General features: G+C 62.5%; 28 protein-coding genes and 1 tRNA gene. 15 read left to right on the top strand and 14 right to left on the bottom strand.

Annotation, left to right across the window (positions count from 1 at the left end; genetic code table 11):
* The first annotated feature begins 12 nt into the window (after window positions 1-12).
* Complete coding sequence (locus MNOD_RS00325; protein WP_012634356.1) at window positions 13-1,521, top strand: ATP-binding cassette domain-containing protein; 1,509 nt, start codon at window positions 13-15, stop codon at window positions 1,519-1,521.
* Window positions 1,522-1,962: 441 nt separating this feature from the next.
* Here the strand turns inward: MNOD_RS00325 and MNOD_RS00330 are convergent, their stop codons facing one another.
* The gene (locus MNOD_RS00330; RefSeq protein ID WP_012634357.1) at window positions 1,963-2,487 is read right to left on the bottom strand and encodes a Ros/MucR family transcriptional regulator; all 525 of its coding nucleotides are present in this window, start codon (window positions 2,485-2,487) and stop codon (window positions 1,963-1,965) included.
* A gap of 329 nt (window positions 2,488-2,816) precedes the next feature.
* Window positions 2,817-3,320: a TIGR00645 family protein gene (locus MNOD_RS00335; protein ID WP_012634358.1), complete on the bottom strand. Its 504-nt coding sequence runs from the start codon at window positions 3,318-3,320 to the stop codon at window positions 2,817-2,819.
* Window positions 3,321-3,579: 259 nt separating this feature from the next.
* On the opposite strand from MNOD_RS00335, the gene MNOD_RS00340 reads away from it, so the two are divergent.
* The gene (locus tag MNOD_RS00340; RefSeq protein ID WP_012634359.1) at window positions 3,580-3,786 is read left to right on the top strand and encodes a hypothetical protein; all 207 of its coding nucleotides are present in this window, start codon (window positions 3,580-3,582) and stop codon (window positions 3,784-3,786) included.
* Window positions 3,770-4,051, top strand: coding sequence for a hypothetical protein (locus MNOD_RS00345; RefSeq protein ID WP_012634360.1), 282 nt, complete (start codon window positions 3,770-3,772; stop codon window positions 4,049-4,051). The genes MNOD_RS00340 and MNOD_RS00345 overlap by 17 nt, the downstream gene beginning before the upstream one ends.
* Window positions 4,052-4,126: 75 nt before the next feature.
* Here the strand turns inward: MNOD_RS00345 and MNOD_RS00350 are convergent, their stop codons facing one another.
* From MNOD_RS00350 to MNOD_RS00375, 7 genes are all read right to left on the bottom strand, one after another.
* Entirely contained in the window at window positions 4,127-4,756 is a 630-nt protein-coding gene (locus MNOD_RS00350; RefSeq protein ID WP_012634361.1) for a DapH/DapD/GlmU-related protein, read from the bottom strand.
* The gene (locus tag MNOD_RS45920; protein ID WP_157091359.1) at window positions 4,753-4,890 is read right to left on the bottom strand and encodes a hypothetical protein; all 138 of its coding nucleotides are present in this window, start codon (window positions 4,888-4,890) and stop codon (window positions 4,753-4,755) included. The genes MNOD_RS00350 and MNOD_RS45920 overlap by 4 nt, the downstream gene beginning before the upstream one ends.
* A gap of 385 nt (window positions 4,891-5,275) precedes the next feature.
* Complete coding sequence (locus MNOD_RS00355; RefSeq protein ID WP_012634362.1) at window positions 5,276-5,662, bottom strand: response regulator; 387 nt, start codon at window positions 5,660-5,662, stop codon at window positions 5,276-5,278.
* Between the two features lie 543 nt (window positions 5,663-6,205).
* Window positions 6,206-6,940, bottom strand: coding sequence for an alpha/beta hydrolase family protein (locus tag MNOD_RS00360; RefSeq protein WP_012634363.1), 735 nt, complete (start codon window positions 6,938-6,940; stop codon window positions 6,206-6,208).
* Window positions 6,927-8,072: a DUF3182 family protein gene (locus tag MNOD_RS00365; protein WP_012634364.1), complete on the bottom strand. Its 1,146-nt coding sequence runs from the start codon at window positions 8,070-8,072 to the stop codon at window positions 6,927-6,929. Before MNOD_RS00365 ends, MNOD_RS00360 begins: the two co-directional genes overlap by 14 nt.
* A 117-nt stretch (window positions 8,073-8,189) precedes the next feature.
* Window positions 8,190-8,696 carry a DUF2267 domain-containing protein gene (locus tag MNOD_RS00370; RefSeq protein ID WP_012634365.1) on the bottom strand — a complete coding sequence of 169 codons (507 nt, stop codon included), beginning with the start codon at window positions 8,694-8,696 and terminating at the stop codon, window positions 8,190-8,192.
* Between the two features lie 228 nt (window positions 8,697-8,924).
* Complete coding sequence (locus MNOD_RS00375; protein ID WP_012634366.1) at window positions 8,925-9,170, bottom strand: hypothetical protein; 246 nt, start codon at window positions 9,168-9,170, stop codon at window positions 8,925-8,927.
* A 644-nt stretch (window positions 9,171-9,814) separates the two neighbouring features.
* On the opposite strand from MNOD_RS00375, the gene MNOD_RS50255 reads away from it, so the two are divergent.
* On the top strand, window positions 9,815-9,997 hold the full coding sequence (locus tag MNOD_RS50255; protein WP_341874481.1) for a hypothetical protein: 183 nt from the start codon (window positions 9,815-9,817) through the stop codon (window positions 9,995-9,997).
* A gap of 37 nt (window positions 9,998-10,034) precedes the next feature.
* On the opposite strand, the gene MNOD_RS00380 is transcribed toward MNOD_RS50255, so the two are convergent.
* Window positions 10,035-11,447: an adenylate/guanylate cyclase domain-containing protein gene (locus MNOD_RS00380; RefSeq protein WP_043750048.1), complete on the bottom strand. Its 1,413-nt coding sequence runs from the start codon at window positions 11,445-11,447 to the stop codon at window positions 10,035-10,037.
* Window positions 11,448-12,094: 647 nt separating this feature from the next.
* On the opposite strand from MNOD_RS00380, the gene MNOD_RS00385 reads away from it, so the two are divergent.
* Entirely contained in the window at window positions 12,095-12,934 is an 840-nt protein-coding gene (locus tag MNOD_RS00385; protein ID WP_012634368.1) for an SGNH/GDSL hydrolase family protein, read from the top strand.
* Window positions 12,935-13,295: 361 nt separating this feature from the next.
* Here the strand turns inward: MNOD_RS00385 and MNOD_RS00390 are convergent, their stop codons facing one another.
* Entirely contained in the window at window positions 13,296-13,571 is a 276-nt protein-coding gene (locus MNOD_RS00390; protein WP_012634369.1) for a DUF6894 family protein, read from the bottom strand.
* A 617-nt stretch (window positions 13,572-14,188) separates the two neighbouring features.
* Here MNOD_RS00390 and MNOD_RS00395 point away from each other — a divergent pair.
* Window positions 14,189-14,785, top strand: a complete 597-nt coding sequence (locus MNOD_RS00395) for a phasin family protein (protein ID WP_012634370.1) — start codon at window positions 14,189-14,191, stop codon at window positions 14,783-14,785.
* A gap of 333 nt (window positions 14,786-15,118) precedes the next feature.
* On the opposite strand, the gene MNOD_RS00400 is transcribed toward MNOD_RS00395, so the two are convergent.
* Window positions 15,119-15,193, bottom strand: a tRNA-Thr gene (locus MNOD_RS00400).
* 250 nt (window positions 15,194-15,443) lie between these two features.
* Here MNOD_RS00400 and MNOD_RS00405 point away from each other — a divergent pair.
* The 3 genes from MNOD_RS00405 to MNOD_RS00415 all read left to right on the top strand — a co-directional run bounded on the left by MNOD_RS00405 (window position 15,444) and on the right by MNOD_RS00415 (window position 17,627).
* Window positions 15,444-15,686 (top strand): tyrosine-type recombinase/integrase, encoded by a 243-nt coding sequence (locus MNOD_RS00405; RefSeq protein WP_043747755.1) that lies wholly within the window; start codon window positions 15,444-15,446, stop codon window positions 15,684-15,686.
* A 251-nt stretch (window positions 15,687-15,937) separates the two neighbouring features.
* Window positions 15,938-16,537 carry a DUF4142 domain-containing protein gene (locus MNOD_RS00410; RefSeq protein WP_012634371.1) on the top strand — a complete coding sequence of 200 codons (600 nt, stop codon included), beginning with the start codon at window positions 15,938-15,940 and terminating at the stop codon, window positions 16,535-16,537.
* Window positions 16,538-17,402: 865 nt separating this feature from the next.
* Entirely contained in the window at window positions 17,403-17,627 is a 225-nt protein-coding gene (locus MNOD_RS00415) for a hypothetical protein (protein WP_012634373.1), read from the top strand.
* 945 nt (window positions 17,628-18,572) lie between these two features.
* On the opposite strand, the gene MNOD_RS00425 is transcribed toward MNOD_RS00415, so the two are convergent.
* Window positions 18,573-18,746: a CsbD family protein gene (locus MNOD_RS00425; RefSeq protein ID WP_012634374.1), complete on the bottom strand. Its 174-nt coding sequence runs from the start codon at window positions 18,744-18,746 to the stop codon at window positions 18,573-18,575.
* Between the two features lie 132 nt (window positions 18,747-18,878).
* On the opposite strand from MNOD_RS00425, the gene MNOD_RS42515 reads away from it, so the two are divergent.
* Entirely contained in the window at window positions 18,879-19,151 is a 273-nt protein-coding gene (locus MNOD_RS42515; RefSeq protein WP_012634375.1) for a hypothetical protein, read from the top strand.
* 617 nt (window positions 19,152-19,768) lie between these two features.
* Window positions 19,769-19,987 (top strand): hypothetical protein, encoded by a 219-nt coding sequence (locus MNOD_RS00430; RefSeq protein ID WP_012634376.1) that lies wholly within the window; start codon window positions 19,769-19,771, stop codon window positions 19,985-19,987.
* Between the two features lie 351 nt (window positions 19,988-20,338).
* On the opposite strand, the gene MNOD_RS42520 is transcribed toward MNOD_RS00430, so the two are convergent.
* Window positions 20,339-22,282, bottom strand: a complete 1,944-nt coding sequence (locus MNOD_RS42520; protein ID WP_012634377.1) for an adenylate/guanylate cyclase domain-containing protein — start codon at window positions 22,280-22,282, stop codon at window positions 20,339-20,341.
* Between the two features lie 285 nt (window positions 22,283-22,567).
* On the opposite strand from MNOD_RS42520, the gene MNOD_RS49820 reads away from it, so the two are divergent.
* The 4 genes from MNOD_RS49820 (at window position 22,568) to MNOD_RS42525 (ending at window position 25,269) form a co-directional block, all read left to right on the top strand.
* Window positions 22,568-22,693 (top strand): hypothetical protein, encoded by a 126-nt coding sequence (locus MNOD_RS49820; RefSeq protein ID WP_012634378.1) that lies wholly within the window; start codon window positions 22,568-22,570, stop codon window positions 22,691-22,693.
* A gap of 358 nt (window positions 22,694-23,051) precedes the next feature.
* Entirely contained in the window at window positions 23,052-23,246 is a 195-nt protein-coding gene (locus tag MNOD_RS00435; RefSeq protein ID WP_012634379.1) for a hypothetical protein, read from the top strand.
* 777 nt (window positions 23,247-24,023) lie between these two features.
* Window positions 24,024-24,581 (top strand): phospholipase A2 family protein, encoded by a 558-nt coding sequence (locus MNOD_RS00440; protein WP_012634380.1) that lies wholly within the window; start codon window positions 24,024-24,026, stop codon window positions 24,579-24,581.
* Between the two features lie 433 nt (window positions 24,582-25,014).
* Window positions 25,015-25,269: a recombinase family protein gene (locus MNOD_RS42525; protein WP_083786272.1), complete on the top strand. Its 255-nt coding sequence runs from the start codon at window positions 25,015-25,017 to the stop codon at window positions 25,267-25,269.
* Window positions 25,270-25,314: the final 45 nt, after the last annotated feature.

Raw genomic sequence — 25,314 nt, forward strand, 5'->3', positions numbered from 1 at the left:
CGAGGTATGGTCATGACAGCTGCCGTCCTGCCGATCCCCCCGCGGCCCGCACCGATGGCGGGCCGCCCCCTTCTCGCCGTGGAGGGCCTGCAGAAGCGCTACGGCGGGCTCGTCGCGGTCAAGTCGATCGGCTTCACGGTCGCGCCCGGCGAGATCCTGGGCCTGATCGGGCCGAACGGCTCGGGCAAGTCGACCGTGATGAAGCTCATCATGGGGCTCGAGCGGCCGAATGCCGGCAGCGTGAAGCTCGACGGGGTCGAGATCGCCGGCTGGCCCTCGCACCGGGTCGCGCGGGCCGGGATCGGCCTCGTCTTCCAGCATTCCCGGCCGCTGCATCGCCAGACCGTGCTGGAGAACATCAAGCTCGCGCTCCTGCCCGACAACCTGCTGCGGCTCTTCGCCGATCCGCACGTCGAGGAACGGGCGCGCGCCATCGCGGAGCGCGTGGGCCTCGGCGCCGTGATGGACCGGCGGCCCGCGACCCTGCCCTTCGCGGATCTGCGCCGGATGGAGCTCGCCAAGGCGATCGCCCGCGACCCCAAGGTGGTGCTGGTCGACGAGCCCTTCGCGGGTCTGACGCAAGCCGAGGTCGCCGATTTCTCGCAACTGATCCGGGGCTTCCGGGACGAGGGCAAGGCCGTGCTCCTCGTCGACCACAACGTGAAGAGCGTCGCGGCGCTCGTCGACCGGGTCTTCGCCATGTATCTCGGCGAGCGGGTAGCCGAGGGCTCCGCCACGGAGGTGATGCGCAACGAAACCGTGCGGCGCGTCTATCTCGGCGGCAGCATCGAGACCGCCGCGCGCCCGGAATCCTCCTTCTCGGGCGAGTCGCTCCTGGGAATCGACAATCTGAACGTGCTCTACGGCAAGGCCCAGGCGCTGCAGGGGGTGAGCCTGCATGTGCACGAGGGCGAGTTCGTCTCCGTGGTGGGACTGAACGGGGCGGGCAAGACGACGCTCTTCAACGCCGTCTCGGGGCTCGTGCCCTACACGGGCACGATCACCTATGGCGGCGAAACCCTCGCGCGCCGCAGCCCGGCCTCGATCGCCCGGTCCGGCATCGTGCAGGTGCCCGAGAGCCGCGAGCTGTTCGGAGAGATGAGCGTGCGCGAGAATCTCGATCTCGGCGGCCAGCACCTGCCGAAGGCCGAGGCCGCCCGCCAGCTCGACTGGCTGCTCGACCTCTTCCCGATCCTGCGCAGCCGCAGCGGCCAGATGGCCCGCACGCTCTCGGGCGGGGAGCAGCAGATGCTGACGATCGCCCGCGCGCTGATGATGCGCCCGCGCCTCCTCATCCTCGACGAGCCGACGCTCGGGCTCGCACCGGTCATCCTCGAACAGCTCTCGAAGGCGATGGAGCGGCTGCGCCAGACCACGCCGATCACCGTGCTGCTCGGCGAGCAGAACGTCACCTTCGCCCTGCCCCACGCCGACCGCGTCTACGTGCTGGAGCATGCCCGCATCGTCTGGGAGGGCACGCCCGACCGCTTCGCCGCTGAAGCCGGCACCGGCTATCTCTGACCCCGGGACGCGCCCCGTCTCGCCGTTCGAGACGGTCGGTCCGGCATGGGACCGATCGGATCGAGCCCGACGCGATGCGGCTCGGAGGTCCATGCCGTCAGATGGCCTCGACGGCGTTGAGCCCGCGAGGGCCCTGTCGCTGCTACGCTGCGGTGGAACCGTACTCGTCACCCCGGCGCTGAGACTTGAGAGGTATTCGCATGCGCTCCGCCTTGCGTTGCGCAAGGATGCAATCCAGCTCTCGCAGCACCCGGCATTTCACGAGCGCTCTGACAGACGGCTTCATCATGGCCCCTTGTGCACCGGCTCTATTGCAGAAGCTGCGTGGCCGGTGTCTCCAAGAGCCATTCTATAAGGAGCCGGCAAGCCTCGCTACGGATCTCCCTGGCACAGAGTGACACATGCTCGCCATGCCACTCTCGCTATGCCACTCTGCCCGGATCAGCGGTCACTCCGTGCCTCCTTCGAGCGCCCGCGCCCCTTCTTCGTCCCGCCCGCCGCGGCCGCCGGGGCCTCGCTCTCGGCACGCCTTTCCATGGCGCGCCGCCGCAACTGTCCCAAGCCGAGGCTCTTGGCGAGTTCCGATCGCTGAGCCGCATAGTTCGGTGCCACCATCGGATAATCGTGCGGCAAGCCATACTTCTGACGGTACGCGTCAGGGCTCAGGCCGTTCTTGGTCAGGTGCCTCTTCATCGACTTGTAGGGCTTGCCGTCGATGAAACTGACGATGTGATCCGGAGTGATCGATTTCCGGATCTGCGCCGCCGTCAGCTTGGGAATCTCCTCGGCGGCAGGCGCAGAGGACTTGCCAAGCTCGCCAAGCGTCCGGCTGACCATCGCGATCAGGTCCGGTAATTCGGCTGGAGGCACGACGTTGTTCGACACGTACGCGGAAACAATGCCGGCGACCAGTTCGATGGTCTCCGCCCCGGGTCCTGGGGTGACAGTGCCTGCCTCTTCGTCCATGGACATGCTCTCCGTAAATGAGGCAGGTTTTGTAGTGATTACGATCATGGTCAATGCGACCATGTGATAACCCACAGATGAAATTTTGATTTCCTGCAAATTAAGGTTGTAATCCGTGCCCTACGGGACAATCTGATGGGCCGCTCTGCCACGGCCTCTCTCTTCTGCTGGCACAGCCGGTGGCGAACCGATCCCAACGGCCCGGGCTGCTGACGCAGCGGGCGCCGACGCACGGGACCGTTGGCCCATCTCGGATTTTCGACGCCAAGCCACAGGCTTGCCGAAAATCCGAGACCGGTACCAACGGTCATTTTCAAGGCCGGTTGGTATCACTTGTCATGATGACCAGCCACCACGCGGTCGGTGAGGGCCATCAGCAGCCCGGACACGACGAAGACCATGTGGATCCCGACCAGCCACATCAGGTCACGGTCGACGTTGTTCTTGACGTCCATGAACGACTTGAGCAGCTGAATGGCGGAGATGGCCACGATGGACGACATCAGCTTGAGCTTGAGTCCCGTGAAGTCGATCGTGCCCATCCACTCGGGCCAGTCCTTGTGGTCGGTATGGTCGAATTTCGAGACGAAGTTCTCGTAACCTGAGAACATCACGATGATCAGCAGTGAAGCCGTGAACGACAGATCCACGAGCGTCAGCACGCCGAGAATGGTCTGGGCCTCGGCGGCTTCCCAGGCGTGCAATGCGAAGTGCAGCAACTCCTGTGCCAGCTTGATCAGCAACACAACCAGTCCGATCATCAGCGCCACGTAGAACGGCGCCAGCAGCCAGCGTGAGGCAAACAGCGTCCGCTCGAAGATCCGCTCCAACATCCGTCTCGCTCTCCCTGCAGCCTTGGCCGGACCGCTCCTATGAGCGAGATTGCCGGCCAAGGCGAGGGGTGGGCCGGGGCGCCCCCCGCCCCCAGGGCACCGGTGCTCGACGACCTGTTCTCGTCGGCGCCGGCTGCCCGGCCCTGTTCGGAACAGGGGATACCCCCGCGGGGTTTCCCAGATCACATCCGGGCGCATGCGCCCGGATGTGACAGTGCAATCTGGGTGCAGGATGCACCTCCCCGGTTTGGAAGTGCGTATGATCAACGCAGCAGATGCGCTCTCCAGGGCGCAACGCGCAGAATACGCCGCGAAAGGGCGGTCGGACCTCGACCGGCGGCTGGCCCGGCTGAGCCCGGACGAGCGGAATGCCTTCTGGAAGGCGGTCAACGTCTCCTATGCGTCGGCACTGTTGCCCGCTCCGGATCTGATGACCGGGAGACCTGCGGATGCCGCGGCCCTATGAACCTCATGCGGATGCCATCCGCACCGCGCACGCCATCGTCGACGACTTAGGCCATAAGCTCGCCTTCGCCGCGCGCGGTGCCGACCCGGCCGAAATCGAGAATGCGCGCCATGATCTCGTGGTCAGGATCGCGCAGGCGATCACCGATGCCGAGCAGGCGGCCATCGAACGCGCACAGGATTGTCCGAGGCCGGACTCCGGTCCTGGGAGCGGAATGGGTGACCCGTATCAGCTGTTCCTCAGGTTGCCGTCCGGTCCTCCATGAGGGCCTTGCGCGTGCCGGCGCGTCGGTCGAGGCGCTGCGACGTTGCCGCCTGCGCGGCCCGCACCCATCGACCGGTCAACGATCCCATGTCTCGCAGAAGCGGCCGATATCGTCCGACTGGAAATCACGGATGTGCTCCATGATTCGGGAGAACGGCCAATCCCACCAGGCGATGCGCTGCAAGCGCTCCGCAATATCGGGTGGGAAGCGTTCCCGAATCCGGCGCGCCGGAACGCCGGCGACGACCGCATAGGGCGCGACATCCCTGGTCACCACCGCGCCGGCGGCCAAAACCGCGCCGGTGCCGACCCGGACCCCCGGCAGCACGATCACCCCATGCCCGATCCAGACGTCATGGCCGATATGAACCCGGTCTTCGCGGCGGCGGAGGAAGAAGGCGTGGTCGCGCTTGGCGCCCGCATCGTAGTATTCCGGGCAATAGGTGAACCGATGCAGCGAGGGACGCTCGATCGGATGATTGGGAGCGCCGATGCGCACATGCGCGGCGATGGCGCAGAATTTGCCGATCTCGGCATCGGCGACGATCGAGTCGTGGCCGATATAGCTGTAATCGCCGATCGACGCATATTCGATCGAACAGCGGGCGAGAATCTCGCAGCAGGCCCCTAAGCTGGTCTCCCGAATGGACGTCGTCTCATCGACGATCGTCCGGGCGATCTTGGGTGCGCGCGTCGCGTCGTTCATGACACCAGGTTCCGTCGCCTGCGTTCCTGGTCGATATCCTCGACCGCCATGGCGCCGCCTGCGATGCGCCGGGTGAGCGCCGCCTCCATGAACCGACTGCCGAATGCCGTGATTTCATCGGCTTGCGGCCTCATCGAGGGGGCGCTTCGTCTCGTTCGCGAGCGGCCGGAAACCGCGTAAGCGGCACCGGAACCCCCATTAGGACCGGTATTTGCAGCCCTTGTGACGGCCCGATGGCGTCGGGCGCCATCCGCAAGGTCCCATCAATCGCCGGCTTCGGCGTTGCGGGCCTCCATGGTGGTCGAGGCGCTACGGTCGGCGCCCGGTCCTGGCCCGGGTGGCGGCGCCCGCCGGATAGCGCGTCGCGCAGACCCGGGCGGCCCCAGGATCCGCGACGGCGCCGACGGGCCGGCTCGCCCACCTGCGGCGGGCGAGCCGAGGACGGGCAATCAGGTGCGCAGGCTTACCGGATGCGGCCAGCGTTCACGAAGGATCACGGCCGGCGCGGCCATGATGCGCTCAGCTGTTGCGGGCTATGGCCTGCTCGGCAGCCACCAGCACGTCGAGCGCCCTCCACGGCTTCGGCATATAGGTCGCCGAGCGGGGCAAGTAATCGATCCGGTCGCCGGCCGCGCCGGAGGTCACCACCATCCGGATCCACGGCCACTTGAGCGCGATCATGCGCGCGAGGTCCACACCGTCGACGAGGTTGGGAAGGCGCACGTCGGCGAACACGAAGGCCACCTCGTCGGCGCGTTCCCGCAGGTAGTCCAGAGCCTCTTCGCCGCTCGCCGCCTCGACCACGCGCAGATCGGTCTCTTCGAGGAGGGCCGCAGCCAGGTCGCGCAGGTGGGGGTCGTCCTCGACCACCAGGGCTATTCCGCGTGAAAAAATCGCCTGTCCCATCCCTCAGGTCCTCATGAATGTGACTGGTTATGGAAGCGGTCGCACTGGGACTTGTAACGACATCATGTGGGGCAGGTTCAAGCGCTGCCATTATCCGATGAGATTTTTTTCCGATGATCGATGATGCGGTCGATGATCTACTACGAGCGCAATTGATTCGTGCGCCAGACAACCTTCTTCATCTACCAAGACCTGCCTGCAGGGAGGCACGCCTGCGACCGAGCCTGCGTCAGGGCTCGGCGGAAAGCTCTCGCGTTTCACGGATGCCGGCAGGCCGAGCCGTCCTCGGCCGCCGCAGGCTTCGGGCGGTCCACTGGTGAGACCCTCGACCCGTCCGCCCTCCCGTCCGCCCTCCCTTGGCGGATCAATCCGGCCTTCGCGCCCGGGGTCCGGGGTCCGCCGGCCGTGGCCCGCCCCGCGAGAATGGGGCCGGGGCATGCGGAGAGGGTCGGCCGGTGGGGCGGATTCGCCCATCGGCCGGCATCGGGCACCTCCCAAGAGCCGGACTCAAGAGTTCATGTTGGATAGCAGTACCTTGGTCGGTCATTCTCTCGCGCCGATGATGAGTTCTTCTGCCCAGTTCACGAGAAGGGAAGTATAGGCTTCTTGCCAGGGCGGCTCGGACAAGGCGTGATCGGCTCCCGCGATGACCCGGTAGGTGACGGATCGAGCCCGATCGAATGCGTCGCGATAATTGACGATGACGGGATGCGGCACGACATCGTCGAACTCGGATTCGACGATGAGCACATCGCCCCGAAAATTTGCGCAGGCTCCCAGTGCCCGATTCTCATCGGCACAGACGGGACCGCGTCGGTAGATCGCCAGCTCCCTTTTGTTGAGCTGTTGTTTCGGTACGGTCCAGTCGTGATCCTTGTAGAGGGCAGGCACCCGCAATCCGAGCCAGCGGACGGGCCTCAGCGAGGTCAGTATCGCCGCAAGATAGCCGCCGTAGCTGCTGCCGATCACACCGATCGCACCCGCATCCACATCGGCTTGGCCAGCGAGCTTGTCGTAGGCGGCAACGATATCCCTCAGATTATCTTCACGTGTAACCTTGTCCTGATCGGATTCGGTTTCTGCATGCCCATGAAGGTCGAAGGTGAGGCAGACGCAGCCGAGCGCCGCGATTCCGCGCGCGCGTGACAGATATTGATCCTGGTTGCCGGCCCAGCCATGCACGAACAGGATGCCGGGCGCTGCGATCGTCGGGCGGACCATAGTGCCGGCGATCCGCCGATGGTCGACCGGTATTTCGATTTGCTCATCCCGTATCATGGAGGTCAACCATTGCATATTTCGAAATGAAGCCCACCTCATCATCAACACCGCGGAACAAGGTGATCGAATCGGTGGGCGGATCTTTACTGTCTCCGTAGATCTCGACACAGGACGCGCGCACGACCCGAAGGCCCGGATCACCGGCGAATGCTTCCAGCGCGGCAATTTCCGCAGCGCTCGCGCCGCCCAAGCGCCAGGATTGTTCCAGGACGCCGGAACGCCAGCGTCCTCGTGCATCAAGCCCCTGAATCACATCGTAGTTCCTCCGGGAGACGAGCAGGCCCGGGAAATGCGCCCATGCGGCGCTGTCATAGGCCTGCGCCTGCCGAATGGCGATCCGCGCGAGCTTCGGGATATCGAGGGCGAGCAGGGCCTCGAACCCGTCGCGGACGACCACCAGGGTCGAGCCGCCATAGACCTCACGCCCGCTGTTGTCCGTGGTGACGCGCTGCGTCCCGTAATAGGTCACCAGGAGGTTGCAGCTTCGCACCTGACCAACGCTGTAGGTCGTCGTGCCGGTCAGGTTTTCTTCGAGGACGAGGCCGCAGCTGGAGAGCTCGTCAGGGTCGACGGCTTCGAGCGCGGTCTCCAGTTCGGCGAGATCCGAGAGCAGCACCTGCCCGCGCCCACCGGTGGCAAGAACCGGCTTGAGCCGCACTCTCCCGCATCGCAGGAGGGTCTCGGCTGCCCGGCGAGCATCCTCCCGCGTGAACACCGAGAACCCGGCGAGAACGAGGTTCTGCACGGCGTCGCCGAATGCGCGGTTCCATCCCGGCGGCGCGCATGCATCCGGGGTCACGAGCGGCTGGGTGATGGCTTTCGTGGCCACGAAAGCGTGCGGCACCACGCCTCCGAACAGATCCTGCTCACCGCGTATTCCGAGGCTTTGCGCCGTCTCGAGGCCGACGAGCGTCCGGCTCGGAACAAAATAGAGCCGCCCGGGATAGCGCGTCCCTGCATCATACTCTCCCCCGAACTCGAAATTCATGAGCCCGGCGAGCCGCTTTGCGATCTCGGTTCGTGTCATCCTTTCGTGAAGCGAGGAGAGCCCGCCGTCGGCGGCCGTGAGGACGACGACGACGCCGTTCGGCGCCGGCTGATGCAGATGAGGTCGTGCTTGCTGCGGCATGGCCTGAAGCCCGGGCGCACCATCGCGCGAAAAGCGCAGCCCTCGGCGGCGTGGACGGGAACCGCGGCGCGTCCGAAGCGACCGGACGCGCCCGACGCCGTTCCATGAGGGGCCATGTCAGCCTCGGTCTGCTCCGACCGAAGGATACGGCGTCGCGCCAGGCTCGTCTTCGAGGATCGAGATGCCGGGCGCATCCGGCTCATGGGGCCAGAGGAGGCGGACCTCCTCGGGCAGCGCCGCGCGAACCTTGTCGACCTGGCCGCGGTCCACATGGCGCGAGAGCACGCCGAACACCGCCTGCGACGCGGCCTGCACGTTCACCGGTCGCGTATTCGCCAGGCCTGCCGCGATGCCGTCCAGGAACTCGTCGAGGCTGCGCGACCGTTCCGGCTGATGACCCGGTCGCCACTGGTCATAGTAGTGTCCACGCACCAGAAGTGGCAGTTGAGCGCCGAGATGGGCGGCAAGCTCGAGCGGTACGCGGTCACGGATTCGGCGCAGGACGACCCCGAGGACGTGCCATGCGACTTCGCGGTCGGGACCGAGTTCCGCCATCAGCTCGTCGAGCCAGATATGGGTGATCTGAAGGGTCTTGTCGAAGACGGCGAGACCTGTCGCACTCATGAGTTTCCTCCTGTTCACGACCTGAGACGATGCTTCTCGGGAAGCCCCGAGGCTTCGTTCGAGGCGCCGCATGTGCGTCCGGCGGACGGCGCGCCGTTCCGTCTCCGCGGGGGAGCCTCCGGCCCGGCCGTTGCGGCGGCTCCCGGTCGTGCCGGGCGGTCCAGACCCGCGCTCCGGCGCCGGTCCTCTGCGATCTTGGCCGCCCGGCTGAGCCTTGGGAGCGCGCGGCTATCCTGTCGTGCTCCCATAATTCTCGCGCTGGAGCGTATCGAAGCCCCGTGCGGTGAGTTCGATCGTGTCCGCGTCAGGGGCGATGACGTATCCGGCATCCGTGAGCTCGGACGCCGCCGCGGTGAGCGTCGGCTCGGAGCCCAGCCGCTCCCTCAAGTAGCCAAAGGTCAGTCTCGCCCCCGGCCGGCGATGATTCTGACGGAAGATCTCAAGGATCTCACAGGCCAGCTCACTCAGCTGCATCGCTTCGGCTCCGGTGCCATCGTTCAGGCGCGGCCTGCCTGCTCCGTGAGGATGGAGTTGTCCCGAGCCGGAGAGGCCGCTTCGTCCCTGGAGCCGAGGACATCTTCCATGGTCCTGCGCCTGTTCGGGTCGTTTTCACGATCATCGCCGGCTTGCATCGGCGGCTTGCGGCTGCGCTTCTCTCCGGCCCGTCAACTCGCGTCGATCCAGATTGCGAGGCCGTTCCACCTCCCGCTCCTCGGGTTTCTCGAAGCCACTCATGGCCTGAGAACCCCACAGCCGGGACGCCGCCCCTGCCCGATCCCGCACCGCAGGGCTCTCCCCGGCATGGGGGCTCGGGGTGGCGCGAAGGCTGCTCGTGTGAATGAATCCTGCACCTCGATCGTGGTTGCACCGGAGATTTCCTTAGGATGATTCCGGTATCGGAGTGACGGCGTCACGCCAGGGCCGCCGAGCCGTCGGGTGAGGGGCGAGCGCTCACCTGCGGAGCATTGATCCGGCGCTGCTGGTTTCGTCCGGCTCGTCGATCCACAACAAGGTCCGTCCTGGCGTTCACACGCGAAAGCTCCGCCTTCTCTCCGGGAACCGATCCCTTCGAAATACGCCCGGGAAAGACGATCTCGCCTCCCCTCGCCTGGTGCGATGTGCCCGCCGGGACGAAGAGCGTCGTGCTGATCGTCGAGGATCCGGACGCGTCGTTCGGTATTCCGGCTTTGTCGCTCCGTCTTGCCGAACCTGGACCCACTTCGTCGGACTATGCTCCGGAGGGCTCCCCGCCGAAGTGGATGCCGGTTCGGCGTAAGGGAGCGCGTCATATCAAGGCTTGAGAGCCGCCGACCTGGTGCAATCAGGTCGGGAACGGCTCTAAGTCAGCTCGAAGACGGGCATGCGACTGCCGATCCCACGCAAACTGCAAAGGTGCCGCTGTGCCTGAAGCCCCTTCTCCGTGAGCAGGCGGGCTGCCTCCGCATGCCGGACGACCGGCTCGCTGACGAAGATGGCGCCGGAGGTGGCGAGCTCCTGCACGCGCGCCGCAATGTTGACCGTCTGTCCGAAGTAGTCCTGCCGGTCGTTCAGAAGGACAGCAAGGCAGGGTCCCTCATGAAGCCCGATCTTGAGGATCAGCTCGTCCGTCTCGCGACCTGTGTTCAGACGACGCATGGCCTCTCGCATCTCGAGGGCAGCCGCGACGGCTTGGCTCGGCATCGGAAAGGTCGCCATCACGGCATCGCCGATGGTCTTGACGACGGCTCCGCCGTGAGAAGCCACCACCGCCGTGAGGATCTGGAAATGCGAGCGCACCAGGTCGTAGGCGACGAGATCGCCGACCCGTTCGTAGAGATCCGTTGAGCCGGTCAGGTCGGTGAACACGAAGGTCAAGCTCAGGATCTTGAGCCGCTGATCGACATCGAGAGCGTCGGTCCGATAGATGTCGCGGAAAGCTTGATTGCTCAAAAGGCGCTTCGCGGTGAGGAAGGGCCGACGGCCCCCGATCAGCGTGTTCAGCGCCTCGCCGGCGATGAAGATGCCGGGCAGCACGCGTTCTTCGCTGCGGTTCTCCAACGTGAGGCGAAGTTGGCCCGGTTTCAGGTCGACATGGCCGACGGCGGGCCTGATGTCATCGAACACGAGGCTGAGCTCCTGACGCTGCTGAGCCGGTTCGCCAGCAACGTCGAGAACCTGCGCGGTATGAGTGACCGGATCGAACAGGATCAGGGACCCGGCCGGAATCTGCAGCGCCAGGATCATCCTCTCGCCGGCCTGCAGCTCGACGGCTTCGAGCGTCGCCAATCGCGCGAGGTCCTCGAATGCGGGCGGCTCAGGGAAGACCACCCCCGTGCCGAAGAAGATCTGCCGATGGTAGTCCCAGAAGGCGAGACTGCCCGGATCGTGCGCGGCGACGCGCCGAATGCGCGGACTGATCGCGAAGCTGACCTCGACGGCATCGTCGAGGATCGGCTCCGTGTCGAGAGCGCAGAAGGCGCAGCGATAGGCGTCCTGCCGCACGCTTTTCAGGCTGGCATTCGCACCGAGCACGCCTCCACAGCTGGAGCAGAGGATATTCCAGGACATCTCGAACAGACCGAGCCGGGCGCCGTGCAGGAGCGTGCTGATCACCGCGTCCTGGCTCAAGCCGTGTTCGCCTGCAAAGCTCAGCGCGTTGATGCGGACGAGTTCCTCATCGGCACCGTGCTGGATCAGCTGCTCCAGCGCCTGCACCGCTTCGGGGTCGCCCGCTTGACGAAGGGCGTCGAGGAGAGCGTCGCTGTCGTGCATCATCTTAAGCCTATACCGGTTCGCGCGATCGTGCACCAACGATGGAGCGGGCGCGATCGCCAAACCGGGAGCGCCAGCATGACCCGTGGGCCTCACACGGCTTCCGGTTGATCTGTTCCGAGGCGCGTCCGAGCTCGATGAGGGGAGCCGCCATCGCCGGCAGATCCGGATCCGCGAGCACACGAGCCGGCCTGCGCCAGGTCAGACGGAGCTTCCGCGGACGGAGTCCGAATATCCGCTGCCGGCCCATCCCGGCAGTTCACTGCTGCGGCCGCAGCCCGACAGAGGCAGAGCTTGAGCTCAACTGCCGAGCATCGACTCTGCGGCCGCTTCCTCACGCTCTCAATCAACCCTCAAGATAAAGCGTGTTGCATTGCACTCACATCTCATGTACGAGCATGTGCATCGCAACAATCTGATTCGACGATGCTGTCGATGGCAGTCGACCTTAGCAGGTCGGCGCAGATGTTGGCGATTGCTGCAAAGGCGCAGCACTCAAGCTCAGGCGATGAGACCGTGGCGAGGACGGCGCGCTGGCGCGGCTTCGCTCCAGGATCCCATTCGCCTCGTCCAGGCGATCGCGGCGGTCCAGGCTCCTCCGGAGCCGTGACACGCCGCGCAGGATTCGGAGAGGGAAACGCTCAGCGATGACGCGCGACGGCCATCGGTCCTCGGTCAGTTCTCAGCCACGTCCGGCCAGTGGCTGGCGGCGGATCGCACGCAGCCTGGCGCTGCTCGTCAGCCTCAGCACCTCCTCGACGATGGTCCTGGCCTATGCGGATCTGCTGCCGCAGGTCATGGAGCAGGAGATTCTTGCCTCACCGGCCGGAGGGTTGCCGCACCTCACCCGGCGGCTCGCGCAGCAGGGCGCTCCTCTGCGGATCGTCGCCTTCGGCTCCTCGTCGACCGAAGGCGTCGGCGCCAGTTCCCCGGCGGCCGCCTATCCGGCCCGGCTGGAGGCCGCTCTCAGGCGTGCCCTTCCGCGCCTCGCGGGCGGCATCACGGTGCTCAACCGCGGCATCGGCGGCGAGCACGCGGACGACATGCTCGGGCGGCTGGAGCGCGACGTGCTCGCCGCCAGGCCCGACCTCGTGATCTGGCAGACGGGCAGCAACGACCCGCTGCGGGGCGTCTCCCTGGAGCATTTCCGCGAGGCGACGGTGGCGGGTGTGCGACGGATGCAGGCTGCAGGCAGCGACGTCGTGCTGATGGAGCCGCAATGGTGCCCGAAGCTCGATGCGACGCCGGACGCTTATCGGTTCCGGGACATGGTGCGGGAGATCGGGGCCGAGCTCGGCGTTCCGGTGATCCGCCGCTCGGACCTGATGCGGGACTGGATCGCCGGCGGGAGGCTCACGCGCGAAGAGCTGTTCGCGCCCGACGGCTTGCACATGGCCGACCGCGGCTACGACCTGCTCGGGCAGGCCGTTGCTCGCGACATCCTGCGCCGGGCCCAGCCCGTGGTGATGGCGCAAGCGGGCGAGTGACATCGGCTGCCGAAGCGAGACCGTCGCAGCGGGAGGCGTAGCCGATAGAGGCGGCGAAGAATGCCAAGCCTCCGGCTGCGCCTGGCGATGATGCGGGCAGGGCGACGGGGGTGGCCGGGCCGCCCGGCGAGAGGGGGTGGCCGGGCCGCCCGGCGAGAGCGCCACGAAGAAAGCGCCCGGGCGTCAGGGCAGCTTTGCGGGGGCGCACATCAGCAGCCTTGGCGACTCACTGCACAAATCAGGGCTTCGAGTCGATCGTGCGAAAGCGCTCCCCGCCGAAGTGGAGGCCGGTACGGCGCAAGGGAGCGCGCGGCAGCAAGATTTGGGAGCCGTGCCCGACCCAATGTGGCCGGGCACGGCTCTAATGAGCGGCGCCGCGGCGTCGGCGCGGTGCCTGTGATTGGTCCGGCTCAAGCTCCGTGAACGGGACCGTGAACAAGGGTCGGTGCGCCGCATCAGCCACTGAAAACAGGTAGTGGGTGAGCTGCGGATTACGGGCACAATCGTCATGCGACGTGAACCCGGCGCCATGGCGAGCGACAGCAAGGGCCGCCGCGTCGTCGCGACACTCCAGCCCCTGGAAATCTTGGCAAACGAGGCCGGACCGGGACAGCACGTCGAAATAGTAACGCGGCATTGCGCCCTCCAAGCTTCCTCCCCGCTCTGCAGGCTGTTCTCCGCCCTTGAGCGCGTCACGCAGCTTGCCCTCTCGAAAGGCGCCTGTCACTCCCGCTCGATGCGGAATGCGGAAAGGCGCCGATCGGCCTCATGCGCGATGCGCGACGGCGCAGAGGCGAGCGAGACCCCTTCAGGACCGTGGAACGCCATCCGCATCGGCAGTATCGGCAGGCATGCTTGACCGCGCGGCCTCGTCGCCGCCCTTGCGGACCCGGTTCACCGGCCGGCCGCGCGAAGGCTCAAGGCCAATCCCATCGGCGACCGAAATGCCCCAGCGCCCTCTGGGAAGGGGGCGACGAAACCGGGCTGCCACGAGACTGTACATTCCAGAGGCAGGATTGTGCATTGTGCAATACGATCAATCACTTATGAAATGAGTACAACATTTGCTAGGGAAAGTTGATGGTTGATCGCAGGTTGACTTTCGGCTGTGGGATTTTAGCATTGGCATCGTGCCAAGACATAAAACAACTGAAACTGGCACAGTAAAATATTTCCCCGTTTTAGGCATGTAACTGGGGAGCATGTGCCACAGGCGAGGAAAAGCATCGAGTGCAGCAGACGAGGAGCATCCAAATGGCCGTCGCTCAGCATACCGATCAGAGCAAGAAGACCGAGCAGATCCGCAGGATCGCGGACCCGGCGCAAGAGAGTGTCGACAGAGCAGCCGAGACTGGTTCAGAGGCGGTCAATCTTGCCAAGGAGAACTTGAGCAGAGTGTCCGATCTGCGCGACCGCGCGGCCGACAACGCATTGCAGGTCGTGCAGATGAGCGTTGAGACGATCGCAAGGAACACTCGCGAACTCAACGATCAAATCACGAGGACTTTTGGCTTCGGCAGCGAGGATAGCGAACGCTTGGCCGACCAATCCCGGCAGAACGCGGAAGCCATCGCCCGCTGCGGCACGGTGCTGACCCAGGCTGTGCAGGATGCCTTCCGGAACAGCTTCGAGCTGGGTCAGAAGCGGTGGCAAAGCAACCTCGACGGCTTGAACAAGCTGACCCGAGCCAGGTCGGTGCACGAACTCGCCATGCTTCAGAGCGAAGTGGCTCGCGAGAGCCTGCAAAACCTTGTTCAGGACACGCGTACGGTGGCCGAGTCGTCGCTGCGGGCCTTCGAGGAAGCCAGCAGAATCTGCGCCAGCGTGAAGCCGCTCGCGCAGATCCGCTAGTCCGCCAAGGCGGGGGCTTGGCTCGGTAGCACTCCTCTCGCGGAGGGGCGTCCCCGATTGTCGGACCCTTCTCCGCGGGTTGCCCGCTCCCGGAGCGCCCGGGGACGGCAGCGTACGAAGACGCGTTGTCAGTCCGCGTCGCGCGGGGGCCTCAGCGAGATCGTGGCCGCCGAGACAAAGCGGCCGCTTGCAGGACGTCCCCCGAGGCACGTGGCCGGGTTCGCGGACGCCAGGGCCTTTGATCGATGCCGGGGGCGAGGTCCATTGCTGCTCGCTGGCCGGCAGCAGCACAAAGATTGCGGCGGTCTCAGCGATTGATTTTCAAGGGGAGACTGGTGCCGCTGGGGAGGATTGAACTCCCGACCTCGTCATTACCAATGACGCGCTCTACCACTGAGCTACAACGGCAAACCGATGTTCGATCGCTCGAAAAACCGTATTCCTATCAGCCTGTTGCTGCGGCCTGGGTACCCTATGGCGGCTGCTTGATCAAGCGTGCGATGCCTGTGATTTCGGGTGTTTGGCGGTGCTTGGGAGCAATGGTGCTGTGACAGGAGTGTGACCGGCTGCTTGTGACACCCTGGAGCCCTGGATTCAGGAGTGAATGGCACCCAAAGGCCATCGAGATGCTAACGCTCTCCCCAGGACCAACCTTCGTATGTTCCCCGTCGGCGGCAATGCCGCCCGTCTCGCCTGGGAACGCCTCAGGAAGCGGGCCGAGGTTCAAGGGCTCCGCTTTCACGACCTGAGACACGAAGCTGTGAGCCGGCTCTTCGAGATGGGTCTGAGCGTCCCCGAGGTGGCGATGCTCAGTGGGCATCGGGATACCCGGAGGCTGATGCGGTACACGCACCTGAGACCCGAGGCTCTTGCGGAGAAGTTGGCGGCAGCCCGGCGGTAAACGGCCTCGGCGGCTGGTGCAATGGACCGTCAGCCGCCACCATCCTGATCTTGAGTGTGGCGGGCCTTCAGCGGTGAGGCCCTCCTTTCTCCATCATGCCGATCTTTCGTGGCGGCGAGCAGCAGCTGCCAAGGTACTGAGCCTCATCGCCGCAGGCGGTTCATTCCCAAGGTGAAGCTGAAACAGTCTTGTCCAGGGGCGAGTTGGGTACGAACGTTCAACCGTGTTCAGCACAGTTAAAGGAAACGTTCATGGACCGTCGCCTTGCACTTACCGCCCTAGCTTCGGCTTTCGCCATTCCGTCCTTCATTGGCGCTGCCTTTGCGCAGAACGAGCCAAGCTCCGCTTCGAAATCCACTGGGAACACTGGCGCCAGGATGGGTGAGGCCGAGGCCAAGCACGCGGCTGACACTCTCGCGGCTGGCTCATTGGCCCTCGCTGCCAGTCGGATAGCGCTCAAAAAGGCAAAGGATGACGACGTTAAGCAGTTTGCGCAGTTCGAAGTCGCCGAACAGGAGACCATCGCTGATGTGCTGAAGGCGATGCGGGACCCGAGCACCCCGGCCAGCGGGCAGGTGAAGGCGCCCTCCGAGCCGGAAGTGACAGGTCAAATCGACTCCAGGGGCAAGGCAACACTAGACAAGCTGGAGCAGGCAAAGGCCGGTCCCGCGTTCGATGCAGAGTACATCAAAGGACAAATCGAGGGACATCAATCGCTCTTGAAAATCCAAGAGGACTATCTGGCAACAGGCAAGGACCGTGAGAACTTAGGAGCCGCGAAGCTTGCTCGTGGCATGATCAAAGAGCACTTAGCTTTGCTGTCTGATATCAAGAAAGACTTGAAAGAATGACTATGTTCAAGTGAGACCTGCTCATACATTGTGGGGTGGCGGCACGGATGAGACATGCCGCCCCTCCCTTCAAGCTACCTTTGAGCCGATGATGCGGTAAGCACTGGCCCAGCCGATCCCGAGAGCCGTAGCGATTTCCGTGGGGCTCTTTTGCTGAGAGTGGAGGGTCAGCACATCGACGCTAGGGGTTTTCTTATTGTCAGACTCGATGCTGACGGTTCATGAAGGCACGTTTCTTCCTTTAAGCTTGATCACCCGGTGTCACAGACACCCGGCAAGGTCTCCCCTTCGTTGCCGGGCGTTCTGCTGCTCATGATGTTGCAGGTCCTGCATTGGAGCTTAGGCGTCCGTCACGGATATTGCTCCGACCTCAGAAGAGAGGACCGGAAGGCAGAGTGACAGTCTAGTCCATAAGACCGGTGCCAGGGTGGGCCATCAGCCGACGGAGCGGCTCCTGGTCTCCGCCACGCAGACCTCTCGTGTCAACCCGGCCCACAGAGCGTCACAGGGTCATTGAACTGGTCCGTGGCTGCCCCGTCTGCACGACTCCCACCAAGGAGCCACCAACTTGGCTGAGGCTTAAAGCCAAGATGTGCTCCTTCGGGGTAGACGGCAACATCGCCCCGGATGTGGCGTTAACAGGGGCGAGTCCTTACCACCTGCTCCACAATGGCTTCACCGTTAGCTAAATCAAAGACAAGCTTTATAGCCGCAGACCCGCATGTTCCCTGCTTCGGCAGCGTTTTCGATCCTGTGCTGGCGGGCGCAGCGCGTGCATTAGCTGGGCATTGGCCGATTCCTGTTCACCCGCATCAACAAACACCTTCAAAGCAGAAGCAGGACAGGCCTTCTGACGAGTGCTCTCATGACCAGCGAGATTGAGAAGCTACATATGAAGCTGAGGGCAGCCGTGCTCGTCCATGAGAACCTCGCTGGAGACTGCGGCAGGCTGGCTCGGATAAGTGAATCGGAAGGCGACACGCAGGCTGCGGACATTATCCTCAGCATCGCTCGCTTTCATCGAGTCAGGGCTCTCGAAGTCAGCAGCAATATCGACGCTCTTACCGCACTGATGACCCGGTCTCGTTGAAGTGGCGTGCCACGCGGACAAGCTCAGATCGTGTAAGATGCCCGTTCTGGATCTGGAGAGGAGAAGGTATGATCTACCTCCTTGTCTGCGAGATCGAAGCCTCCTCACTTAAGGCGCTCTGCGGCTTGCGTTATAGTCTCCACACAGGCTGAAAAAGAACATTATCTGCTTCAAAATCATTCCTATACCGCTTCTAGCAGTATGGATCAGACCAATCCGGTTGTCCTTATTAGCAGGGAATCGGACCCTACTCATCAGTCATCTTTACCTCTGAGGACGACGTAGCCCTCATCTGACCCCGAAGGCGGTTCAGACTCCTCATGATGCGGCGACGCTCGGCCCTCAGCTCCTGGGCCCTGTCGCATAGCTGCTGCAGCTGCTTTCTGCGAAGTTCTTGAGCTTCACGGATGGCACAGGCCGCACGTTCGAGAAGTAGGTCGTCATGATGCATGGCGGCCTGATAGGGCCTCGGTGGCCTCCCTCGCCATGACCTGGGTTGCAAACAACCTTGAAAACTTCACCCGAGGGAAGCCGGAGAGGGGCTCGGCGGAAGTAGCAAAAGCGGGCTCTGTCGATCCCGCCTCACGTATGTAGCACCAATTTTTGGAGGTTCATTGTACGGGTCCGTAACCCTGCACTGGCGCAATTGCCCAGGCGGCGTAAGGGTGGCCCTTGCTACTCCGCCTCAGCTCTGCCGTTGCTTCGCTCGGCGTTTCGGTTTCCGCGTCACGCTCCCGGTCGGCTTGGCCGCCTTCGAGACGGCCGCACGTTGTTGCTGCCGCATGATGGCTGTCGCAGTGCCCATCCACCATCCAGCAGCACGGCTGGCGGCAGAAAGCCAAAGACTGCGTGGGGTACCCCTCATCGTGGCCTCCAGGGGTGGGCCTCCCGCACCTCAGGCGAACTAGACCCGATGGTGCGGGCGGTCGGTCCGTTGTCAGAGGGCTACTTGCCCTTGAGAGCGTCCTTGATGCCACCGACGACATTCTGGGCCTTGCCCTTGACCTGATCGGCAACACCCTCACTGCGCATCTTCTCGTCGCCGGTCAGCTTGCCCGCACCTTCCTTGACCTTGCCGCCGATATTGGTGGCCGAGCCCTCCACGCGGTCCTTGTCCATGTCTCTCTCCCTGTTCGCCAACAGACCTAACTTTCAAGAGTAAGGAACGGTGTGCGCGCTAGAACAGTTCCGAACGCAGGGACGAGGGACGGAGCCCCCTCGCCGCCAAGACGCAAGCTCGGGAGGAGTGCAATGAAGCGGACGATCATGTTGCTCGCAGCTGCCACGCTGATGGGGTCGGCAGCGTATGCTGCGGAGGAAGGTGCAGCAGCCGGGGCTGCTGCGGGTGCAGCTGTCGGCGGCCCGGTCGGCGCGGCAGTGGGAGCCGGCGTGGGGCATGCCGCAACCGGGCCAGATCGTACCGGTACGGTCATTGAACGGCGGAGCGGCTGCTCTCACACCACCGTTCGCAAGGAGAACGACGTGGGCGAATCCAAGACGGTGCACCGGGAGGACTGCGATTAGGCTCAGCCCAGTCCTGCTACTCGGGAACTGGCTGCTCCGCTTCAGCGGGGCGGCACAACTGGAAAGCTTTGCAACAAGCTCTACTCGTTCCCGCCCTCCGGGAGCGTGTGCCGCATCAGCCCAGGCGGCAAGTCAGGTGGCCTTCATAACCCCTCAAGGTTCGGGTACCGAGCCTCGCAATGGGGGATGTATCAGGCTCGTCTCCCGCCCCGTGGGAGGTGGTGCCACGGGCAGTCGTACACAATCCGCTTCGGCACCTCGTCCAGAGGTGCCTCAGGCCCGAACTTCACAGCCAACCTTGCGTGCCCTGCCCGTTGGGGACAAAGCGAGCAGGCGATTCGGACCACCCCATACGGGAAGCTGGACAGCGTGCGAGGCAAGGGCCACCCGTCAGGAATCGTCAAATCCCCCTTGATGCGTCCCTTGGAATGAGGCCGTCCAGCCTGGCGCCAAGGAGCGTGGTGCCGCCCTGCAACACTGCCCGCTGACAGATTGGTACGATTGTAATATCTAATGTGAAAGCAATGGCAAGTTGCATCCAGTAAGCGGCGCCCATGAATGCTCCGCTTCGATCACAGCCCACCCGCATCGCTCTCGAAACCGGATATGAAGACGGCATGCTGGTGTTCTTGAACGACACCCTTCTCTCGGTTGTCACCCAGCTTCGCAATTCGGTGGGTGAGGAGTTCGCCGGCCGCTGGTTCATCGAAGCAGGCTTCGGTCCTTGCTCACGGACACCATCTCAGGTGTTCGATACCGCTGAGGACGCAATGCAGTGGGTAAGAGGTTGCCTCGAAGAGGACGCTACCGTTTGGGAGCACGAAGCTGTGGCCTAGTGACAAGGGCAGGCCGCCGAGAAGGCTGCTGGCCTGCTCGGCGGTCCTGGCACGAAGGCGCTGACGGGCGGCAATGCCCAGACACGTAGCTGTTCAACCTGCTCTCGACGGGCAAGGGCAGCATCACGGTCTCCGCATTCGGAGCGGACCACCTCCAGTTCATCGGGGTCGATGTGACGGGCATCGAGAGCCTTACCAGCTCAACCATACTCCACATGGGCAATGATGGCATTGTCGATCTCGGCGGCGTGCACGTCAGCGACTGATACACTGAGATATGTAGTGTTTTTTATGATGCATCCTGTATCGACTACCCGGTATTGCTACTCTCAAGTCAAGCCTGTAAAATTTCTATTCTTCCTGCAGGCCGGCTTTTCTCAAGCCCTCGACAATGAGCTGGTATTCCTCCAAGAACCTCGAATGGTTGGACCATCCGGCTGTCGCCCATTTTTTAACCGTGTAGCCGGGCATCAGCTTCAATAATTCCGAAACTGCAGCTTTGGCCTCGTAGGCTCGTCCAGTCCATGCATAAGCTGCAGCTAGATCAATGTAGGCTTGCCAGAATGGTGAGATCGCAACACACTTGTTACACCATGCAATTGCTTCTTCCCACTGCGCCATATGAGTATGGGCGTGGCACACGAAATAGTACCACACATTCACAAGGGGATCGCGTGGGCTGATCCGGATTGCCTCAATCTCGCTGGGAATAGCAGCGTATGCCTTTCCTGACAAAAGTGAAACATGGCCTTTGAGCGCATATGCAGCCGCGAAGTTCCTATTTGCCACGATTGCAGCATCATACATGGCTAAAGCTGCGTCGAAGTGCTTATTTGACCTGAACACATCGCCTTTGACGACAAGAGCAGCAGCATCAGACGGGAATTTTTCGATGTATTTCGTTATCAGCCCATCTGATCCTTCTATATCGGCCTGAATGTCTTCACTCCAGCGATTTATAACTTTGTTCATCAAGGCCCTCGAAAGGCCGAGAACAGCCCTTGGGAGATTAGGATCCAGCTTCAGAGCTTGGCTGAAATATTGAACTGCTTCATTGTTATTGGCCACCGATCTCTGCTTGTTGAGCGAAGCCCAGCCTCTCATCGCCAAGTCGGAGGCGTCGAGATTGACCGGCCGCTCACGAAATGAACGCAAGCTCTCCGCTTCAGTTAACTGAACGTCGAGTGATCGAGCTAGGCGGGCGACGAACTCTACCTGGAGATCCCCTAGCCGGCTTCGATCACCGTCGAAGCGATCAGACCAGATATGTGCGCCAGTCTCAGCCGAGATAAGCTGTGAGTTTAAGACAACCTTCTCACCAGTCCTACGCACACTTCCTTCCAATACATAGCGCACACCAAGTTCCCGTCCGATCTGTTTTACATCCACGGGCTTGTTCTTATAGGTGAATGCCGTATTGCGGGCGATCACAAAACTGCCCGCCAAGTGGGATAGGTCGGTTGTGAGATCCTCGGTTATAGAATCGGCGAAGTAATCCTGCTCTGGGTCATTGCTCAGGTTTGAGAAGGGCAAAACCACTATCGATAAGCGAGGCGCCTCTCTCGTCTCTCCGGCCAGCTTGGCAGCGATGGTTTGGTTCGGTGCAGGTGCCTTTGAAGCCGTCCAGGACCACCACCCAAGCCCTCCGGCTGCGAGCAACGTCAAGAAACCGGCCCCGACCGCAGTCGCCTTCCAAGGCTTACGATTGCTGGTTTTGACCGGCTCTGGGACCTGTTCGTCGGTGTCGGTCAGATCAGCAATGGCAGAGGCTGGAAGTGAGAACACCCCCACTGGCCGGGCGATATTCTTAAGTTCCAGCTTGCCTCGATCCTGAAACGGATACCGGAGCTTGTCCCTCACCTGATCGTAGACGGAACGAGAGAGGCAGATCCCTCCTGCCTCCGATAACGGCTCAAGGCGGGCAGCGACATTGACCCCATCGCCATACAGGTCGCCGTCAGGCTCCACGACCACATCACCGAGGTTGATACCGATCCTAAGCCGGAGAGCACGATCCTCCGCTATCCCTGCCTCATGGCGAGCAAGTCCCTGCTGGATGGAGATCGCACAGTTCACAGCTCTTACAGCACTGCCAAACTCGGCAATGAACCCATCTCCGACCGTCTTAATGATACGGCCCTTCGAAGCTGCAATGCTCGGGCCGATAACGTCCCGGCGGAGGGCCTTGAGGCGTCGCAGGGTGCCCGTCTCGTCAGCACCGATAAGGCGGGAATACCCAACCACATCAGCCACAAGAATGGTTACGAGACGACGGTCCGCAATCGTCTGGTCCATGTCCGCCCTCCTTGGACGGTCATGCTACGACTGTTTCGCCCTGTTCTGAAGCCAGATCGTTGTCCCCGTTTGCGGTTCCGCAAACACCATATGGTATTATCGAGGCGGGCGTACCGGGTAGTCTGGAGCTGCATGGGCGTGCCGGCTCCCGGCGTGGTCAGCCTTGAGGGCACTTCCGCCCCGCTTTGCCACTCACTGGCGGCAGGCCCATTACGGCATTTAGAGGAACCTGACGGTGGATACGGCGTTGTTAACGTTGGGCTTTATGCGTCGGAGCTGGCACCCATGTCTGAGCCCTTCTCCTTCCTGATCTTTCTAGGCGTCACGATCCTCGGCGTCGTGGCCGTGGTTCGCATACTGGACAACGCCTCAGGGGCACGATCCTCACTGCACCATGATGAACGCCGCTGAGGCGACGACCACGACGCGGTCGGGAATAGTTTCAACGACGGCTCGATGCGTGACACGTGCGCATCGAACTTTTCTCACGCACCCTGTTGCGAGTTGAATCAGGAAGGCGTTCCCACGACCCGAGATGGTAGGTAGGTCAGCCACGCAGGCGGCCGGAATCCTCAGCACGATCGATGATGGGCCTCAGTGAGACGCACAGAGAAACGCCGGCCGAGGAGAGAGCCCGGACCGACGCCTTCCGCTAATCCCGCTAAAAAGGTGCTGGTGAATCTGAAAGGTGCTCGCTTAGATCAATGTCGAAGAGCGATGCAGCAGGGCCCGTCAGCTGGTCTGTGTGCTGGTAACTGCTGGAGTTGAAGTGGAGGACGCCAACGTCTGTGTGAGCCACAGCATTCAAGGTGTTGAAGCTTGGGTTGTCATGCAGAATGAATTTCACCGTCGCCTGAAAGCCTTCGTCAGTCGTGATCTGGCCCTGACCAACGGCATGAAATTACGTTCCCGTGAGAACATTCAGATGAGCATCGGGCCCAAGGACATCATCGGTGACGTCTGATGGAGAAATAAAATTCGTATCGTTGATAACGTTAGCGCGTGGCATGTCCATAATCCTCCCTCGTTTTTTGCCGGATGATAGGAGGGCGCCGCCGAACATGCAGCAACCATGCAGGATAGATTACTGACAAGCTTTTCACCTAATTACCATCCAGTCACGATATATCTCGTCATATCGCCCTTTGTTGCGCAACACTCATTTGAAATGCACCAGCATCGTCAGCCTTCTTGCTGCCGCTCTCGTACGTGGCTCGATTGTGCTGGCATTCGGGCCAAAGGCTGGTAACTCGACTGGTTCAGGTAGGTTGGTCTACGTGCCAGAGGCTCATTCTGAATGGCCACAAGCTGCTCATTGAACCAACCTGAGGCCAGTTCAGGAAGGGCACACCCATGGCGCACCGGTTGGACAGACTGCTGTGGGTCGCCTGCAGCCCAGTCCAAGAATGAGGTTTGTCGAAGCCAAACTCGGCTGAGAGCTGAAGTTCGCATGGGTCAACACCGGCCCAGACAGCCTGCCTCACTGGATGTCCGGCGCCGGTCAGCATTCGGGCAGTGCGGCAAGCCCACGACACCACGAGCAGGGCTGAGACGGAACAAATTACGTTGCCGAGACAAAGAAAGGCAGGATAGGCTGGAATTCATTAGCATGATCAAGTTGTTAAGCCGACCGATTGTGCGGTCTCCTTCTTCGGGCTACTGTTCGTTTCGCGTCCACATTCGACGCATCGTGCCAATGGCACCTCAACATTCCGCCTACTACGTCCGTTAGGAGGCCGCCATGTATATCAATTGGTCAAAGCCGGTTTCAGGACCAGATGGCGTTCCGATCCCAACTTATGGCAACTATGGAGGGCCGGGATATTCGAATGGGGAAATTCTCTCATCACCCAATCAGAGCGTGGACTACTCGGCCACGCCGGTCGACGCATTGGATTCGCTCTTTCGCGCCCACGATATGGTCTACGACTCGCCCAGCACGCTGGTGCGTGCAGAAGGTGATCTCGCCCTGATTATGGGAATTGAGCATCTGTCTCAAACCCCAATGTCGGGCGAGGAAAGCCTCTATGCTGGAGCCGCGCTCATTTTTGCAGTCGAGCAGCTGACCGTCACCAATGGTCACCCGGAACTGCTCAGCGCTCGCCAGCTCGCCGCGGCAGCCACGACATCTGAGCACGACATCGCCTACGGGCTGACGCACCTCGACCCAAGCGACGTGGCCGGCGGCGCTGGTCTGTTGGCGCATTCGGCCGAGAGCATCACCGCCGATGTGCTCTCTCACGAGGCGTTCCCTTCCTTTGTTTCAGGATTGATGAGCCCGCTCCATAACTCGATCTGAAGCACAGCGGGAAGACGAAGGGGCGGCCACGAAACAACGGCAACTGGCCGCCGCTCACCCGCCGTGGGCTCCGAATGGGATTACTGCTCGGAAGCGCCATCACGATGCCCACGATCGCCAGCAGTGCGACATGGGCTAGGGCGAGCCACCTTCAGTCCTGGCAACCGACTCGGCCCAATATCTCAAAAGCGTCGTGAACGGTCAGGAATAGCCGGTCTGGTACGAGCACACCCCAGCAACCCGTCGTCTCAGAGAAAAGAAGGGCCTGCACGAGAGTTGGAGGCTCGGCCAGCTCCGTGCGCTTGCTCTCAGGCATCGATGACGTGAGTTAACAGCCTCACGTCATTGCCGGCACCCAGTGTATCATTACCAAACAACTCGAAATACTGCTAATTTATTCAAATTATTTCTGTTAGTGGTAGCAAGATGCGCCATGCGCACGTCACTCGGAAAACACAATAATTTTCTTCTCTGGCACGCAAAAGCCATCTCTGCTGGTATTGCTATCGGGAGGGCCAAGGCAATGGCCAATGCCGCTCCTGTTGGTCCATCGGTGCAGGAGCTTCGATCTGCCGGGTACAGCTTCAGTGCGATTGCCAATGAACTGAAAGCATGCCGCATCCCAACTGCAAGAGGCGGCAAGTGGTGTGCTGCTCAAGTACAGCGCATTTTGCGATGGACGACCTGAACCTTCCTTCCGGAGCCGGACGTCTGTCCTCTCATGAGCCTGCCC

It is taken from the genome of Methylobacterium nodulans ORS 2060 (genome assembly GCF_000022085.1).
GTDB lineage: Bacteria > Pseudomonadota > Alphaproteobacteria > Rhizobiales > Beijerinckiaceae > Methylobacterium > Methylobacterium nodulans.